Below are 15484 nucleotides of genomic sequence, written 5' to 3' on the forward strand. Positions count from 1 at the left end.
AAAATATGATGCTTTCAGCAATTGCTGTGATTTTGTGCGACTTTTTGCCTGATATTTTTGAAAGGCGGCGTAGAAACACCGTAGGAATCTGATGTCATAACATACAGTTAACTCGTTGTATATTAAGATATATATCGAGATCGGCATTAGCTTTTTGTCATCTTAAGCGTTAGAATCTTCGGCGAGCACATCGTTATTCTCGTCATTATTCGCATAAAAGTTTAATTGATATTAACTCCTAGCCTTTGTGTCTAAGTCTCTGTTCTATCAAATGAATACCACATTGATATGATGCTCTGGCCGTGGCTCCTGAGTCACCAAGGTGTAAGGTAGAAATGCCTGCATCTCCCTTACTTGGAAGGTGTTATTGTGGAACAACTTGTAGATGCATTCTCGCGCAAATTCTATTACTTGAGATTATCTATTACTGATGTGTGTAATTTTCGTTGCACATATTGTTTGCCTGATGGGTATCGGCCTCATGGTCATAAATCGTTTCTTTCCCTGCCAGAAATTCGTCGTGTTAGCCGCGCATTTGCTGAACTTGGCACCGAAAAAATCCGCCTAACGGGGGGAGAGCCAACCATGCGCCGTGATTTCTGCGATATTATCGCGGCGGTTCATGACAACCCGCAGATCAAAAAAATTGCCGTCACAACTAATGGTTACCGAATGGAGCGGGACGTATCCCAATGGAAAGAGGCAGGACTGACAGCGATTAACGTCAGCGTTGATAGCCTTGATCCCCGCCAATTTTACGCTATCACCGGACAAGATAAATTTTTTCAGGTTATGCGCGGCATTGATGCGGCTTTTGCAGCGGGATTTAACACCGTGAAAGTCAACGCAGTGTTGATGAAGAATGTGAATGATATCAACCTGCCTGCTTTCCTTGACTGGATTAAACATCGTCCGATCCAGCTGCGCTTTATTGAATTGATGGAAACAGGAGAAGGCCGCGATATTTTCCATCGTCATCATCTTTCTGGCGAGGTCATCCGCAGCCAGCTACTGCAACAAGGCTGGCAGCAACAGCAACGCGCACGTAGTGATGGGCCAGCTCAAGTTTTCCATCATCCCGATTATCAGGGCGAAATTGGCCTTATCATGCCGTATGAAAAAGATTTTTGCCAAAGCTGCAACCGTCTAAGGGTATCTGCAATTGGCAATCTTCACTTATGTTTATTTGGTGAACAGGGCATTCCATTGCGTGATTTATTGTCTGATGATGCGTCACTTGATGCACTGAAATTACGGATTCAAGGTGGTTTGCGCCATAAGCGTGAGACTCACTTTTTACATCAGGGTGACAGCGGTATCACCCCGAATCTTTCTTTTATTGGTGGTTAATTTAACTGCGCTATTCATTTTTCAAGAGCAATTTTTCAGGAGTACAGAATGTCCCAATTAACCCATATCAATACTGCGGGTGAAGCGCATATGGTGGATATTTCTGCCAAATCGGAAACTGTGCGTGAGGCACGGGCAGAAGCATTTGTTGGAATGCAGGCTGAAACATTGGCCATGATTGTTGCTGGCGATCACCATAAAGGAGATGTCTTTGCCACTGCCCGCATTGCGGGAATTCAGGCAGCGAAACGGACGTGGGAATTGATCCCGCTTTGCCATCCACTGATGCTCAGTAAAGTAGAAGTACAACTGGAAGCTCAAACAGAATACAACCGTGTCAGAATCGAGTCTTGCTGCCGCTTGACGGGGAAAACAGGTGTGGAGATGGAAGCCTTGACGGCAGCATCGGTGGCAGCTTTGACGATTTACGATATGTGCAAAGCGGTGCAAAAAGATATGGTTATTGGGCCTGTGCGCTTGCTGGAAAAAAGCGGTGGCAAATCAGGAAACTTTAAGGTGGAAGCATGATAAAGGTACTGTTTTTCGCTCAAGTCCGTGAGTTAGTGGGAACAGACTCCCTTGAACTGCCAAATGATTACCCAACTGTGGCGCATCTTCATCATGCCCTGACTGAAAAAGGCGAACGATGGGCGTTAGCGTTGGAGGAAGGCAAACTGCTGGCTGCCGTGAATCAATCTTTTGTCCATGCTGAACATCCTTTGAATGATGGTGATGAAGTGGCTTTTTTCCCGCCTGTTACGGGAGGATGAGAATGGAAAATACACGAATCAGTGTCCAACGGGAGATATTTAATGTTGGTGATGAATACCAATGGCTCTCGCAGTGTGATGAAGATGGTGCTGTCGTGACCTTTACGGGCAAAGTTCGCAACCATAACTTGGGAGATAACGTCGAGGCGCTGATGCTGGAACATTATCCGGGCATGACAGAAAAGATGTTGCAGAATATTGCTGATGACGCGCGCCAACGCTGGCCCCTGCAACGAATCAGCATTATTCATCGCATTGGTGAATTGTACCCAGGAGAGGAAATTGTGTTTGTTGGTGTCACCAGCTCTCACCGCCGCATAGCTTTTACGGCGGCAGAATTCATCATGGACTACCTAAAAGCTAAAGCACCATTCTGGAAAAAAGAATCTCTTGCGGAAGGTGAGCGTTGGGTAGAGACGAGGCAGAGTGATAAGGAAGCGGCAAGCCGTTGGTAACAAACTGCTGATACTGTGGTCTGGTGGATCATTCTGTGGCCTATCTCGAAAACTGGGCAGATAAATAATATGTCACTAAAATTGCCATTAATTGGCGGATGGTTTTATTAATGTTCTATGCTAATGTATAATTTTTGAATAGATTGTTTATTTTTAAACAGTCTCAATCCCTAAACATTGTCACGAAAAGGTAATCGTCATGGATCGATATCAACGTTCTAATGGTTCGATAGTCCAGAAAACTGGTTCTGGTGTACAAACTTATATGGCGCAAGTCTATGGTTGGATGACTTGTGGTCTGCTGTTAACAGCATTTGTAGCATGGTATGTGGCAAATACCCCTGAAATTTTATCTGCCATCTTCAGTAACTCCATTGTTTTCTATGGCTTGATCATCGCACAGCTTGCATTAGTGTTTGTGCTGTCTGGTCTGGTACATAAAATGAGTGGGACGTTGGCGACAGGGCTGTTCATGTTGTATTCCATGCTGACGGGCCTGACGCTTTCCAGTATCTTTGTGGTTTATACCAGTGGTTCTATTGCCAGCACATTCGTGGTTTCAGCGGGTATGTTTGGTGCATTGAGCGTTTATGGTTATACCACCAAGCGCAGCCTGAGCGGTCTGGGTAGCTTCCTGTTTATGGGGCTGATCGGTATCGTTCTGGCTTCTTTGTTAAACATCTGGCTGAAAAGCCCGGCATTGATGTGGGCAATCACTTATATCGGTGTTTTGGTTTTTGCAGGGTTGACTGCTTACGATACCCAGAAACTGAAAGAGATGGGTGAAGAACTGGATGTTAACGATAAAGAGAACCTGCGCAAATACTCTATTACTGGCGCACTGACTCTGTATCTGGACTTCATTAACCTGTTCTTGATGTTACTGCGCATTCTTGGTGATCGTCGGTAATTATTGATATATCTAATTATTCTTTAAAATAAAAAGCCCTGCTTATGCAGGGCTTTTTATTTATTAGGAAAATTCAGGATAATAATCTATTGGCAAAGCTGGGAAAAATATTATTTTTTTATTCTAATTGCATTATTCTTAACGCTCATGATTTTTTACATGAAAAAACCAGAATAATGATTTTGAAACGGGGGAGAGCATATAGTGCCTTCGCATAATTTGACTGAAGGCTTAACTTGGATGGTAACTGGACTAGGCATTGGAGTTGCCTTAGGAGCTTCGCTTGCTGGATGGGTGGTAGATGAAATGGGCATTCAGGCAGGGTTTGTTGTCACATTGATTGCTGGCATTATCGTATTTTTGGTTGCTGCCTGTGGCTATCGATTGATGGAACGCAAACGTAATAGTACCCAGCTATCAACATAAACCCATTTTTCACACAACAGATATTTTCTGAAAAAATAAGAGTTGACAAAGAGAGCATAAGCCGCAATATTCCGCTCTCTTTCCTATTTGAATTTTTATCAAGCAATTTTACTGCGGAACAGCCGATAGGCAATGCCGCCAGTAGTTGCGGTAATTGCCAACAACGGCCATAAATTCGGCCAAATTACTGACAAATCAGCTCCTTTCAAATAAATCTGTTTAGTAATATCCGTAAAATGTCGAATGGGATTAATCCACGTTATGTTTTGTAACCAAACGGGCATATTCTCAACCGGAGAGATATATCCAGAAAGCAGAATTGCGGGCATCATAAACACAAACACGCCGATAAAAGCCTGTTGCTGGGTGGAGCAAACCGCCGAAATCAGCAAACCGAAGCCAACCAGAGATAACCCATAAATCAACATGCAGCCATAAAATAATAGCAATGAACCTGCGAAGGGAATTTGATAAAACAGTGTTCCAATCAGCAAAACAATCGTTGCCTGCATGGTCGCTACGACCAAAGCCGGAATCGCTTTGCCGAGGAAAATTTGCCATGTCGCCAGTGGCGAAACCAACAATTGATCCAGTGTTCCCTGTTCCCGTTCGCGCGCAACCGACAGTGCTGTCACGATCAGAACACCAATCGTGGTAATCATGGCAACCAGTGACGGCACGACAAACCACTTATAATCCAGATTGGCGTTATACCAGTTACGGATGATTAACTCGCTGTTATTGAAACTGGGAGCATTTTCCAATAACTGTTTCTGGTAATCCATCACAATTTGCTGAATATAGTTGGCAGCAATCTGGGCACTGTTTGAATTACGTCCATCCAGCAACACTTGAATTGAAGTTGGTGTTTGGCTGGCGATATTGGCACTGAAATTCTGTGGAAAACGCACCAGCAGCAGAGCCTTACGATTATCCAACGTGGGACGAATTTCTTGCGAACTGGTGAGCAAAATAACATCAGGAAATGCTTTCGATTTTGCTAGCCGCTGGGTTAATTCAATCGAAGCCTGCCCTTTGTCCTCATTATAAATAGCAATGGTGGCGTTTTTGACTTCCAGTGTTGCTGCCCATGGAAACAGGATCATTTGCAGGATCACTGGCAAAATCAAAATACTCCGTGTCTGCGGCTCTCTTAGAAGAGACTGCAACTCTTTCATGATCAGCGTATACAGGCGATAAAACATGCTCTTTCCTTTTTAATCCAGATGCCGACGGGTTTTCCACGCAGTCAGGCCAATAAAAACGATGGAGCTGGCAATTAGCAGGAGCAGATTCGTGATCAACACGATGCCAATATTACCGGCCAGAAAGAGCGTCTGTAGGCTACTGACAAAATAACGTGCAGGTACGACATAAGTGGAAGCCTGAATAAGCACTGGCATACTGTCTATTTCGAAAACAAAACCAGACAACATAATGGCAGGCAAAAAAGCGGCATTTAGGGAAATTATTGCGGCATTGAACTGATTACGTGTCAGGGTGGAGATCAACAAACCCATACCTAAAGCGCTAGCGAGATAGAGGCTGGAGACCAACGCCAATATCCAGAGTGAGCCGCGATAGGGAACACCCAGCACAAAAACCGTAAATATCATGCAAAGTACCATGACGAAAGACCCCAGCACCTGATAGGGCAATAACTTGGCGAGCAATAATTCGGTTCGAGTGACTTGGGTTGAGAGTAGAGCTTCCATGGTTCCGCGTTCCCATTCGCGGGCGACCACGAGTGAGGTAAGGATGGCGCCCACCACGGTCATGATAATTGAGACAGCACCGGGAATAAGGAAATGTTGGCTAATGGCGGCGGGATTAAACCAATAGCGGATTTGTGTATCAATCAATGGCGTAGTCGAGACGCCACGATTTTGTCCTCGTTGCTGGAGCCAGATTTGCCAGATGCCTTTGGTATAGCCCTGAACAAAATTGGCGGTATTGGGCTCACTGCCATCGGTAATAACTTGAATGGGGGCATGGCTGCCTACGCGGGCAAGTTGGGCATCAAAATTCACTGGGATTACGATGATGCCTCTAATTTGATTTTCCTGCATTTTATTGATTAAAAACTGACGATTGTCGCTGATCGTGGCATCAATATAATGCGACCCCGTAAATGCATGTACTAATTCTCGGGCGTCTTCGCTTTGCTGCTCCATCAGAATACCGAGGCGAAGTTTGCTGGAATCAAGGTTAATGCCATAACCAAAAATAAATAGCAGCATCAATGGGATCACCACCGCAATCAAGGCACTGCTGGGATCACGGATAATCTGTTTAGTTTCCTTGATGCAAAGTGCTTTCAAGCGGCGCCATGAGAAACTGACCGTTTTCTGGGATGCTAAATGTTCAGGATGACTCATTGCGGCGGCTCCTTATCGTAGTTCACCACGAGATCGATAAACGCATCTTCCATGGAAGGATTAGGGTGCTCATCCGTAGCGACCAATTGTTTTAGCTCATCGGGTGTCCCCGCGGCGATCAATTTGCCTCGAAATACCAACCCGATACGGTCACAGTATTCAGCCTCATCCATAAAGTGAGTTGTTACCATCACGGTAACACCTTTATCCACCATTCCGTTGATATGTAGCCAAAATTCACGGCGCGTCAGCGGATCGACACCTGAGGTAGGCTCATCCAAAAACAGAATGTCAGGCTCGTGCATTAATGCACAGGAAAGGGCTAAACGTTGCTTAAAGCCAAGCGGAAGACTATCCGTCTTTTGATACAAGATGGGGCCGAGATTGAAAGCATTGATCATGTCTGCCATCTTTTCCTGCTGATGCCGGCCTTTCAATCCGTAAACACCGGAGAAAAACTTCAGATTTTGCTCAACAGTCAAGTTGCCATAAAGCGAGAATTTCTGGGCCATATAGCCAAGGCGCTGGCGGGCCTTGCCTGAACTGGTTTTTAAATCCATACCCAGAACTAGTGCATTGCCTGACGTAGGGATCATCAACCCGCACATCATTTTGAAAGTAGTGGATTTTCCGGCACCATTCGGCCCTAACAGACCGAAAATTTCCCCACGTTTCACCTGAAAATCTACATTGTCAGTGGCGGCAAAATCCCCAAATTTTTTAGTCAGGTTACAGGCTTCTATCACAGTTTCTGTCGGGTTTGGCGGGATTTGAGGCATAATCTCAGCTAATGCGGAACGATGGGACGGGCCACCGCCCAATAAATCGATAAAGGCATCTTCGAAACGCGGTTCGGCATTCAAGATACTGGCTTCAGGGAGCTCTATTTGCTGGAGTAATGTATTTTTATCCGCCTCTTCTTTTAAGATCAGACGAACATATCGCCCTTGAATCACGCCGTCAGTAACTTGGGGCAGGGTGAGGGCATGTTGCAACATTTTGCGCCGTGCGCCTTGTTTGACATCAAGCAAAAAAGATCGACCAGCAATATTTTTGGTTAAATTTTGCGGCTGACCGCGATAGAGCAATTCACCATGGTTCATGAGCAAAACATCACGACATAACTCGGCTTCATCCAAATAAGAGGTACTCCACAGAATCAGCATACCCTCGGAAGCGAGTTCGTGTACCATTTGCCATAGTTCACGACGAGCGATGGGATCAACGCCCACGCCCGGCTCATCAAGCAGCAAAACTTTTGGGCTACCCAACAACGTACAAGCCAGCCCCAGTTTTTGTTTCATGCCACCGGATAATTTCCCCGCCAGCCGTTCGGTAAAATGGGTTAAGTCGGTGAAAGTCAGTAATTTTTGAAACGTTGCCTTGCGCTCTTCGCCAAGCACACCACGTAAATCGGCATATAGAGTAAGATTTTCCATGACGGTTAAATCTTCATACAGGCCGAATTTCTGCGGCATGTAGCCGAGTTCAGAACGTACTTGAACGCTATCTTTGATGGGGTCAAGCCCCATGATTTCAATATTGCCGCTATCAGGCTTCAATAGTCCGGCCAGCATTCGTATCAACGTGGTTTTTCCAGCACCATCTGGGCCAACAAGACCCGTGACTGATCCGCCCTGAATTTCTGCTTGTAGGTGAGATACAGCAGGAGCGACCAATCCTGGAAAAGTTTTCTCCACGCCGTTCAGTTTTATCGTATAAGCTGAACTGGTCATGTCATCGCCTTACTTATTTGCGTCAGTAAAATTTGTGTCAGCAAAATGCAGGGTGACTGGCATTCCTTGTTTCAGGCTTTCATCGGGATCAAGGACGATGATCCGCAGGCGATAGACTAAATCCGTTCTTAAATCAGGGGTTTCGACATTCTTAGGCGTAAATTCAGCGGTTGGGGACACAAAACCGATTTTGCCATGATAGGGCTGATTTTTTCGTCCATCGGTATAAATTAAAATTTCCCGCCCTGCGATAGCCTGATTCAGATTAGGCTCATCAATGTATGCCCTGATCCAGACGGGGTTAGTGAGTGAAAGGGTAAAAACAGTATTTCCAGCCGCCAGCATTGTGCCCGGTTCAATGGCTCTGGTCAGGATAATCCCTGCTGATGGTGTAGTGAGTTGGGTATCTTTTAGATTGAGTTCAGCCTGTGCAACGGTTGATTCTGCTTGGGTAAGTTGAGCTTTGGCCGCCGCAATTTCTTCTATACGATAACCCGTTTCGAACTGACGTAATTTATCTTTTGCTGCTTGATAGGCTGCCAGTGCTTGATGCCGCCCGGTTTTGGCATTTTCCAGATCATTGGCCGAGATTGTTCTACTCTGCCACAATCCTTGCTGGCGTTTCAGGAAACTATCGGCAAAGTGGAATGCTGACTCTTTCTGGGTGACTTCAGCACGTACTTGAGCGATTTCTTCGGTACGATAACCTGCTTCAGCTTTGGCAAGATTTGCCTTGGCGACATCACGGGCAGCTTTGGCTTGATTCAGGGCATTGATAAAGGGAGCGTCGTCAAGCTGACCGAGTGTCTGACCCGAAGTAATGGCATCGCCTTCATCGACTTGTAAGCCAGCCAGTTTACCAGCAACCCGAAAACCAAGATTGACAGTTCTGACATCGACATTGCCATACAGGGTCAGCTCCCTGCCATTTTGTTCCTGATAATAATAGATACCAACAACAGCACTGATAACAACAATGAGCGCCAATAGGGCAAGAGCAAACTTTTTACTGTTCATACCATTCCTTATGCCTTGTTCGATTTATACCCATTATCTTTCAGTTAATTGAAATCTATTGGGTATATACATTTTTGCGTCTATATACTGTTCACTGCGTTACTTCTTTCGTAATCCATCAAGCAATAAATTGATGTGTTGAGATAAAACCTGATTGATTAATTCGTATTCTTTGGCACCAATATTGTCCCAGCCTGTTTGGCGCAATAAGGCTTCCCGTGCCAGACGGAAAGAAAGAATCTCGCCCAGTAAGGCGTGCGTGTGTATTTGAGTTGAAATTTGGCGTTCATCAGCGCCGATATAATTGGCGATTAACTTATTCAGCCGAGAATAAACTGGAGCCAGCCCTTGCTCATGCATGACACTGTAAGCCTCTGTTGGCGTCAACTGTTCATGTGACATGATGCGGCTGATATTGATACTGCTTGTCTCGAAAATCAGGCGGTTGTAGCTAACCATTCCTTGATGGATAAATTCCAATATCTGTTCTGGTGGATAGGGTTTCGGCGTTTCGGCAAAAAAACGGTCAATCGCTTCAATTAATGGGGAAAATTCCAATTTTAGCTTATCGGCGATATGTTGCACGACAGCGAGGTATAATCCTTCTTTGGAGCCAAAATAATAGGCAATGGCGGCGATATTTTGTTGCGCGTGTTGGGCTATGTTGCGGGTAGTCGCACCTTCCAGACCTGATTTACCAAAAATTTCTATTGCTGCTTCAAGAAGTTGCCGCTTGGCTTGTTCGCCTCGTGATGTTTGAGCCGTCTTCGCTGCCATGTTAAAAGATTTCCTGTTACAAATAATTTTCGAGAGTGTCGTAAATATATCAATCGTATGATTAACTCTAAAACTAAAGTAAGTCGATGTAAAGCTGACACAAATTGTCTTTTTAATAGACGACTATAAAAAATAATCTTCCTGTTTTTGGTAAATTATCGTAGATGCTTGCCTTCAATCAGCACTTTCGCGTCAATTATTGGTTTTTCTGGGTCTATTTGGAAATATATATCTGTTATAATGCCGCGCCTATGGTGCATTGCAGTTTGTGTAATTTCTTTGCGTTTTATCGCGTCTGTTTTCTTCCCATAAAACTGCCCTGAGTTGATATCAGGAATGGTGAAGTCTGGAGTATTTCTTATTTATGAATTTTGAGTCACTCGGCTTGAAGGCTGATATTTTGCGTGCTGTTGAAGAACAAGGCTACGCGGAACCTACCCCTATTCAGCAGCAGGCCATTCCTGTTGTGTTATCCGGTAAAGATCTGTTGGCCAGTGCCCAGACAGGAACGGGAAAAACAGCAGGATTTACTTTGCCTATTCTGCAACTCTTAAGTGAATCCCCGATTCAGTCAAAAGGCCGTCGTCCGGTCAGAGCGTTGATTTTAACACCGACCCGAGAACTGGCGGCTCAGGTGGGCGAAAATGTACGTAATTACAACAAATACCTCAGTTTACGTTCGTTTGTGGTGTTTGGTGGTGTCAGCATTAACCCACAGATGATGAAATTGCGTAGTGGGGTCGATATTCTGGTAGCAACACCGGGGCGTTTGCTGGATCTGGAACATCAAAACGCGGTAGATCTTTCCCACGTTGAAATCCTGATTCTCGATGAAGCTGACCGTATGCTGGATATGGGTTTCATTCATGACATTCGTCGTGTATTGAACAAACTACCGGCAAAACGCCAAAATCTCCTGTTCTCTGCGACTTTCTCTGATGAAATCAAGAGCCTTGCCAATAAATTGCTGCGTGATCCGGTAAGTGTAGAAGTGGCACGCCGTAACTCAGCATCTGAACAGATTGATCAATCAGTCCATTTTGTAGACAAAAAACGTAAGGGAGAATTACTCTCTTACATGATAGGTAGCCAAAACTGGCAGCAGGTATTGGTATTCACCCGTACCAAACATGGTGCAAATCGACTGGCGGAGCAACTGAATAAGGATGGTGTGACTGCTGCTGCTATCCACGGTAACAAGAGTCAGGGCGCAAGAACCCGCGCATTGGCTGATTTCAAGTCAGGGCAAATTCGTGCTTTGGTAGCAACGGATATCGCTGCCCGTGGATTGGACATCGACCAATTGCCACATGTGGTCAACTATGAATTGCCAAACGTTGCAGAAGATTACGTTCACCGAATTGGTCGTACTGGTCGTGCGGATGCAACTGGGCAAGCAATATCGCTGGTGTGTGTTGATGAACATAAGCTCCTGAAAGATATTGAACGGTTATTGAAGCGAGAGATTCCACGCATTGCTACTTCAGGTTATGAGCCTGATCCGTCCATCAAGGCCGAGCCTATTCAGAATGGACGCAATGATCGTGGTAGCAATTCACACGGCAACAATTCACGCAGTAACAGTTCTCGTGGAAATAGCCCTCGTGGAAACAGCTCTCATGGAAACAGCCCTAATGGAAATAGTCCTTGGGGTAATGGCTCTCGCGATAATCATTCACGTAGTGAACAGCCTCGTGGCCAACGTAGCAATGGCAAGCAAGGCCACGCTAAACAAGATCAAGCTAACTCAAACGGTGATCGTCCACGCAGTCAAGGAACTCCATCGCGTCAACGTCGTCAGCGAACCGCAACCAAAGCTCCACGAGCCGCGACATCGGGAGAGTAACCCATGCGCGTTTTGCTGGCTCCAATGGAAGGAGTTCTGGATTCTCTGGTGAGGGAATTGTTGAGTGAAGTCAACGATTACGACCTTTGCATCACAGAATTTCTGCGTGTGGTTGACAGCTTGCAACCGGTAAAATCTTTTTACCGGTTGTGCCCAGAACTGCACCATCAGGGCCGTACACCATCGGGAACACCGGTCAGGGTTCAGCTTCTGGGGCAATATCCAGAATGGCTGGCAGAAAACGCGGTTAGGGCGGTTGAATTGGGGTCATGGGGTGTTGACTTAAACTGTGGCTGTCCTTCCAAGGCTGTGAATGGTAGTGGTGGCGGTGCTTCGTTACTGAAAGATCCCGAACTTATCTACCGTGGAGCCAAAGCCATGCGCGAAGCCGTGCCAGCCAATTTGCCAGTGACGGTAAAAGTTCGTCTAGGGTGGGATTCTGGCGAACGTCAGTTTGAGATTGCGGATGCCGTCCAGCAATCAGGAATAACTGAACTGGTTGTGCATGGTCGAACCAAAGAAGATGGTTATAAAGCAGAACGCATCAATTGGGAGGCGATTGGCGAGATTCGTCGTCGCCTTTCCATTCCTGTGATTGCCAACGGTGAAATCTGGGATTGGCAGAGCGCTCAGGCATGTATCAACACCACAGGATGTGATGCTGTGATGATAGGCCGTGGCGCATTGCATATGCCAAACTTGAGTCGTGTGATTAAATATAATGAACCGAGGATGCCGTGGGGCGGTGTGCTTAAGCTACTAAAAAAATATACTTATCTGGAAAAGCAGGATGATACGGGTTTGTATCATGTTGCCCGTATCAAGCAATGGCTGGGATATTTACGTAAAGAATATGATGAAGCTGATGAATTATTTATGCAAATCAGGGCATTGAAAACTTCTGCTGAGATCTCGAGTGTTATTTCTTTCGCAGCAGATAAATGTTTACTGCGATCTTCAATCGATTATGAACCTCAAATTTGTTAGCTTGCCTATTCACCCCAGTAACGTAGTGACATAATACATTGTTATTTGTGTAACTGGGGGGCTTTCTCTATTTTCCTCATATGTCTTTTATTGTTCAAGTTGTAGCGTTGCCAACTGAGCCCACTCATGATCACGTTACAAATGAAAATCTATTGGGTATAGATAAAAGAGACGGTCTTTACCCTGATAAAGAGGACTATATCATGTTAAAAAGAACTTATTCTTATAATGGCAGAATCTCAGATATATCATTCAATCGGTTAAGCCGAGTAGGATCCAACAGAACTATTTCCTCAATTGAACTATTGAACACAGAATTTTCTTACAATAATCCCGCTTTATTTAATAGTTATATGCCTGTAGTCAACGAAGTCAGCAAGCAAGAAATGGAGAGAGCAAATAATAAAATATTGTTTTCCCTGAGCAACGATAAATGGTTTTTTGATGTCCCAAGAAGAAATGTTATTGAAACGGAGCAAGAAAAAAAAGAGAAAAAACAGATGGAAGCATGGCATGAAAGATGTTTATCAACAAAAAATAATTTAGAATATATGAAAAGCCATTTAGAATGGATGACTAATTCAAAAAGTTATTTTCATTTTGTATGTTATATCAATAGTCAACCCATTGGTGTTATTATGCTTAAATATTCCAGTGATAACAGATTTTGTGAGCCTGAAGTATCCTACCTCATTACTCATTTAGGTATTCAGAATAGTGCATATTTATTGATGGAAAAAGCAGTGAATAAATCTTATCAACTTGGAGTATTGGGAAATCTCACGGTTAATGTTGCGAATGATTTTTTGCGTGAAAAAGTATATAGCAGATTAGGGTTTATTAGTGTGGGTACCGAAGAGATGCATCTACGCCCATTTGAACGAAAACAATGGATATTTTACCCCCATCAAAGGGAATTCCGATTTTTAGGTAATCATTAACTTAATTGTACTAAAGTTTGTCCTTAATAGCTTTTCAATTTTGTGCCCGTTTAGAATGCTTTATCAATCTGTAATAATTCTTAATTTGGTCATGTTAACGCTAAATTTGAATTGATGAACGTTAATTTTTAATGTCAACTATTTATATAAATATCGCTAATTACTGATGGATAACTTTTCTTTTACAATTTGCAATTCTTTTCGTTAGTGTCTTAAATTAGTGCGTAGAAGCGTAACTGAACTCGTAAGAAAATTATCTAATCAATTCTGGAGGTTGTATATGGGTATCCTATCATGGATTATCTTTGGCCTGATTGCCGGGATTCTTGCTAAGTGGATTATGCCAGGAAACAATAGTAGCGGTATCATTATGACGGTAATTTTAGGTATTGTGGGGGCTGTTGTTGGCGGGTATATCAGCACATTCTTTGGAATGGGAAAAGTTGACGGTTTTAATTTGGGAAGTTTTGCCATTGCCGTTGTGGGAGCGATAATTATCCTATTTGTATACCATAAAATTTCTAGTCAGTAGCTTTTCAAATTTTTTTCACAAAATAGTTTCACAAAGTAGTTTTATAAGTCTCAGAATTCATATGATTAATAACAAAAAAGGGCATGTTGTTTTGATGCCCTTTGCTATTACTACTTTTCTAACGGAAGTGAATCATCGGCTCCCCATTCAGCCCAAGAGCCATCGTATAATGCCGTGTTTTTGTGACCAATCATATCAAGCCCCAAGATTAAAACGGCGGCTGTCATTCCAGAACCACAACTGGTAACAATTGGCTGGTCTAAATCAACGTCTTGTTGGCGGAATATCGCCGCAATTTCTTCTACTGACTTATAACATCCATTATCAATCAAGGCTGTCCACGGAACATTTTTAGCACCGGGGAGATGCCCCATTCTCAAGCCTGGGCGGGGTTCAGGCGCTTTTGCCTGAAAGCGGTCTTCTGCTCTGGCATCAATAAACTGTACCGGTACATTGTGATGAAGGACATCAAGAATCTGTGCCTGAGAACAGACTTTTTCAGAGGTAAACTGAACATTGAACAATTGGGATGAACGGGTAACTTCTCCCGATTCGGTTGGATAACCAGCCTGCTGCCAACCTTGTAATCCACCTTCAAGAATACGAATATGACGGGCACCAAAGATTTTGAATGTCCACCATGCCCGTGGAGCAGAGAACATATTTCCCTGATCGTAAATCACTACCAGATGATTCTCATTGATGCCTATTTTGTTGACAGCCTGACGGAAAGTTTCCGTCTCCGGCAGCATATGTGGCAGGTTGGTCTGTAGATTGGCAACTTTATTAAGGTCAAAGAACTGGGCACGCGGAATATGTTTATCTAACCAGAGTTGGTGATAATCGATGGATTGGGTAGGCATTGGAGCACTGGCATCAACGATCACGACATTCTCATCATGGAGATGCTCGTTTAACCATTGTGGACTGACAAAATATTCATTTTTCATGAGCTTCCTCACCTGATGTCGTAATATTCGATATTGCAAGGTGATAGATAAATTGTAAGCAATACGTCATAAGAGATAGATGTTCTAATATCTAGTGTTGCGCTAAAACCAGATATATTTATTGTTGCCCTGTTGGGGCACTTTCCTGCTGAACCTGCTGCGGTTCTTCTGTTGGAGTGGTTGAACGTGTGTACATATTCAATCCCGCCAGAAAGACACCGCCAATGGAGCCGATAGAAAATAATATGATGATAATGAGCAGGATTTTTTTCATCTTTGTATCCAATAAAGTTTTAATAAAAGTTTTTTGATAAAGCGTGTTAGCAGCCATAAAAAGCCAAAAGATAGAAAGTCAAAAGTATATCGGCTTCTACATTCCAGACAAGGGATAACCGATTTTCTCGCAGAG

At 44.0% G+C, this 15484-nt stretch carries 17 protein-coding genes and 1 riboswitch; of the genes, 10 read left to right on the plus strand and 7 right to left on the minus strand.

Annotation, left to right across the window (positions count from 1 at the left end):
• Positions 1-223: 223 nt before the first annotated feature.
• Positions 224-380: riboswitch (molybdenum cofactor riboswitch) on the plus strand.
• The 6 genes from moaA to H8A87_RS13500 all read left to right on the plus strand — a co-directional run bounded on the left by moaA (position 367) and on the right by H8A87_RS13500 (position 3911).
• On the plus strand, positions 367-1350 hold the full coding sequence (moaA, locus tag H8A87_RS13475) for a GTP 3',8-cyclase MoaA (protein ID WP_198690506.1): 984 nt from the start codon (positions 367-369) through the stop codon (positions 1348-1350). It overlaps the preceding riboswitch by 14 nt.
• 48 nt (positions 1351-1398) lie before the next feature.
• Positions 1399-1878 carry a cyclic pyranopterin monophosphate synthase MoaC gene (moaC, locus tag H8A87_RS13480; protein WP_198690471.1) on the plus strand — a complete coding sequence of 160 codons (480 nt, stop codon included), beginning with the start codon at positions 1399-1401 and terminating at the stop codon, positions 1876-1878.
• The gene (moaD, locus tag H8A87_RS13485) at positions 1875-2120 is read left to right on the plus strand and encodes a molybdopterin synthase sulfur carrier subunit (protein WP_198690472.1); all 246 of its coding nucleotides are present in this window, start codon (positions 1875-1877) and stop codon (positions 2118-2120) included. The genes moaC and moaD overlap by 4 nt, the downstream gene beginning before the upstream one ends.
• A 2-nt stretch (positions 2121-2122) precedes the next feature.
• Positions 2123-2575: a molybdopterin synthase catalytic subunit MoaE gene (moaE, locus tag H8A87_RS13490; protein WP_198690473.1), complete on the plus strand. Its 453-nt coding sequence runs from the start codon at positions 2123-2125 to the stop codon at positions 2573-2575.
• A gap of 199 nt (positions 2576-2774) precedes the next feature.
• Positions 2775-3485: a Bax inhibitor-1/YccA family protein gene (locus tag H8A87_RS13495; RefSeq protein WP_198690474.1), complete on the plus strand. Its 711-nt coding sequence runs from the start codon at positions 2775-2777 to the stop codon at positions 3483-3485.
• A 204-nt stretch (positions 3486-3689) separates the two neighbouring features.
• The gene (locus H8A87_RS13500) at positions 3690-3911 is read left to right on the plus strand and encodes a hypothetical protein (protein ID WP_332460370.1); all 222 of its coding nucleotides are present in this window, start codon (positions 3690-3692) and stop codon (positions 3909-3911) included.
• Between the two features lie 98 nt (positions 3912-4009).
• On the opposite strand, the gene H8A87_RS13505 is transcribed toward H8A87_RS13500, so the two are convergent.
• The 5 genes from H8A87_RS13505 to cecR all read right to left on the minus strand — a co-directional run bounded on the left by H8A87_RS13505 (position 4010) and on the right by cecR (position 9819).
• Positions 4010-5116, minus strand: coding sequence for an ABC transporter permease (locus H8A87_RS13505; protein ID WP_198690475.1), 1107 nt, complete (start codon positions 5114-5116; stop codon positions 4010-4012).
• 12 nt (positions 5117-5128) lie between these two features.
• Entirely contained in the window at positions 5129-6289 is a 1161-nt protein-coding gene (locus H8A87_RS13510) for an ABC transporter permease (RefSeq protein ID WP_198690476.1), read from the minus strand.
• Positions 6286-8025 (minus strand): ATP-binding cassette domain-containing protein, encoded by a 1740-nt coding sequence (locus H8A87_RS13515; RefSeq protein ID WP_198690477.1) that lies wholly within the window; start codon positions 8023-8025, stop codon positions 6286-6288. Before H8A87_RS13515 ends, H8A87_RS13510 begins: the two co-directional genes overlap by 4 nt.
• 9 nt (positions 8026-8034) lie before the next feature.
• A complete protein-coding gene (gene hlyD / locus H8A87_RS13520; RefSeq protein ID WP_198690478.1) occupies positions 8035-9042 on the minus strand; it encodes a secretion protein HlyD in 1008 nt (335 codons plus the stop codon).
• Positions 9043-9141: 99 nt separating this feature from the next.
• A complete protein-coding gene (gene cecR, locus H8A87_RS13525; RefSeq protein WP_198690479.1) occupies positions 9142-9819 on the minus strand; it encodes a transcriptional regulator CecR in 678 nt (225 codons plus the stop codon).
• Between the two features lie 364 nt (positions 9820-10183).
• Here cecR and rhlE point away from each other — a divergent pair, with 364 nt between their 5' ends.
• The 4 genes from rhlE (at position 10184) to H8A87_RS13545 (ending at position 14125) form a co-directional block, all read left to right on the plus strand.
• Positions 10184-11665, plus strand: coding sequence for an ATP-dependent RNA helicase RhlE (rhlE, locus tag H8A87_RS13530; RefSeq protein WP_198690480.1), 1482 nt, complete (start codon positions 10184-10186; stop codon positions 11663-11665).
• Between the two features lie 3 nt (positions 11666-11668).
• A complete protein-coding gene (gene dusC / locus H8A87_RS13535; RefSeq protein WP_198690481.1) occupies positions 11669-12652 on the plus strand; it encodes a tRNA dihydrouridine(16) synthase DusC in 984 nt (327 codons plus the stop codon).
• Between the two features lie 203 nt (positions 12653-12855).
• On the plus strand, positions 12856-13593 hold the full coding sequence (locus tag H8A87_RS13540) for a GNAT family N-acetyltransferase (protein WP_198690482.1): 738 nt from the start codon (positions 12856-12858) through the stop codon (positions 13591-13593).
• A gap of 280 nt (positions 13594-13873) precedes the next feature.
• Positions 13874-14125 carry a GlsB/YeaQ/YmgE family stress response membrane protein gene (locus H8A87_RS13545; protein WP_198690483.1) on the plus strand — a complete coding sequence of 84 codons (252 nt, stop codon included), beginning with the start codon at positions 13874-13876 and terminating at the stop codon, positions 14123-14125.
• A 110-nt stretch (positions 14126-14235) separates the two neighbouring features.
• Here H8A87_RS13545 and sseA read toward each other — a convergent pair whose 3' ends face one another.
• Together sseA and H8A87_RS13555 are read right to left on the minus strand one after the other, a co-directional pair.
• On the minus strand, positions 14236-15075 hold the full coding sequence (sseA, locus tag H8A87_RS13550; RefSeq protein WP_198690484.1) for a 3-mercaptopyruvate sulfurtransferase: 840 nt from the start codon (positions 15073-15075) through the stop codon (positions 14236-14238).
• A gap of 118 nt (positions 15076-15193) precedes the next feature.
• The gene (locus tag H8A87_RS13555; protein ID WP_198690485.1) at positions 15194-15349 is read right to left on the minus strand and encodes a hypothetical protein; all 156 of its coding nucleotides are present in this window, start codon (positions 15347-15349) and stop codon (positions 15194-15196) included.
• Positions 15350-15484: the final 135 nt, after the last annotated feature.

This window comes from Xenorhabdus lircayensis, from assembly GCF_016306625.1.
GTDB lineage: Bacteria > Pseudomonadota > Gammaproteobacteria > Enterobacterales > Enterobacteriaceae > Xenorhabdus > Xenorhabdus lircayensis.

Excerpts from the sequence above, each read along its gene's own strand:
- moaC (WP_198690471.1), top strand. The coding sequence starts at position 1,399 with ATGTCCCAATTAACCCATATCAATACTGCGGGTGAAGCGCATATGGTG.
- moaD (WP_198690472.1), top strand. The coding sequence starts at position 1,875 with ATGATAAAGGTACTGTTTTTCGCTCAAGTCCGTGAGTTAGTGGGAACA.
- moaE (WP_198690473.1), top strand. The coding sequence starts at position 2,123 with ATGGAAAATACACGAATCAGTGTCCAACGGGAGATATTTAATGTTGGT.
- H8A87_RS13495 (WP_198690474.1), top strand. The coding sequence starts at position 2,775 with ATGGATCGATATCAACGTTCTAATGGTTCGATAGTCCAGAAAACTGGT.
- H8A87_RS13505 (WP_198690475.1), bottom strand. The coding sequence starts at position 5,116 with ATGTTTTATCGCCTGTATACGCTGATCATGAAAGAGTTGCAGTCTCTT.
- H8A87_RS13510 (WP_198690476.1), bottom strand. The coding sequence starts at position 6,289 with ATGAGTCATCCTGAACATTTAGCATCCCAGAAAACGGTCAGTTTCTCA.
- H8A87_RS13515 (WP_198690477.1), bottom strand. The coding sequence starts at position 8,025 with ATGACCAGTTCAGCTTATACGATAAAACTGAACGGCGTGGAGAAAACT.
- hlyD (WP_198690478.1), bottom strand. The coding sequence starts at position 9,042 with ATGAACAGTAAAAAGTTTGCTCTTGCCCTATTGGCGCTCATTGTTGTT.
- cecR (WP_198690479.1), bottom strand. The coding sequence starts at position 9,819 with ATGGCAGCGAAGACGGCTCAAACATCACGAGGCGAACAAGCCAAGCGG.
- rhlE (WP_198690480.1), top strand. The coding sequence starts at position 10,184 with ATGAATTTTGAGTCACTCGGCTTGAAGGCTGATATTTTGCGTGCTGTT.
- dusC (WP_198690481.1), top strand. The coding sequence starts at position 11,669 with ATGCGCGTTTTGCTGGCTCCAATGGAAGGAGTTCTGGATTCTCTGGTG.
- H8A87_RS13540 (WP_198690482.1), top strand. The coding sequence starts at position 12,856 with ATGTTAAAAAGAACTTATTCTTATAATGGCAGAATCTCAGATATATCA.
- H8A87_RS13545 (WP_198690483.1), top strand. The coding sequence starts at position 13,874 with ATGGGTATCCTATCATGGATTATCTTTGGCCTGATTGCCGGGATTCTT.
- sseA (WP_198690484.1), bottom strand. The coding sequence starts at position 15,075 with ATGAAAAATGAATATTTTGTCAGTCCACAATGGTTAAACGAGCATCTC.
- H8A87_RS13555 (WP_198690485.1), bottom strand. The coding sequence starts at position 15,349 with ATGAAAAAAATCCTGCTCATTATCATCATATTATTTTCTATCGGCTCC.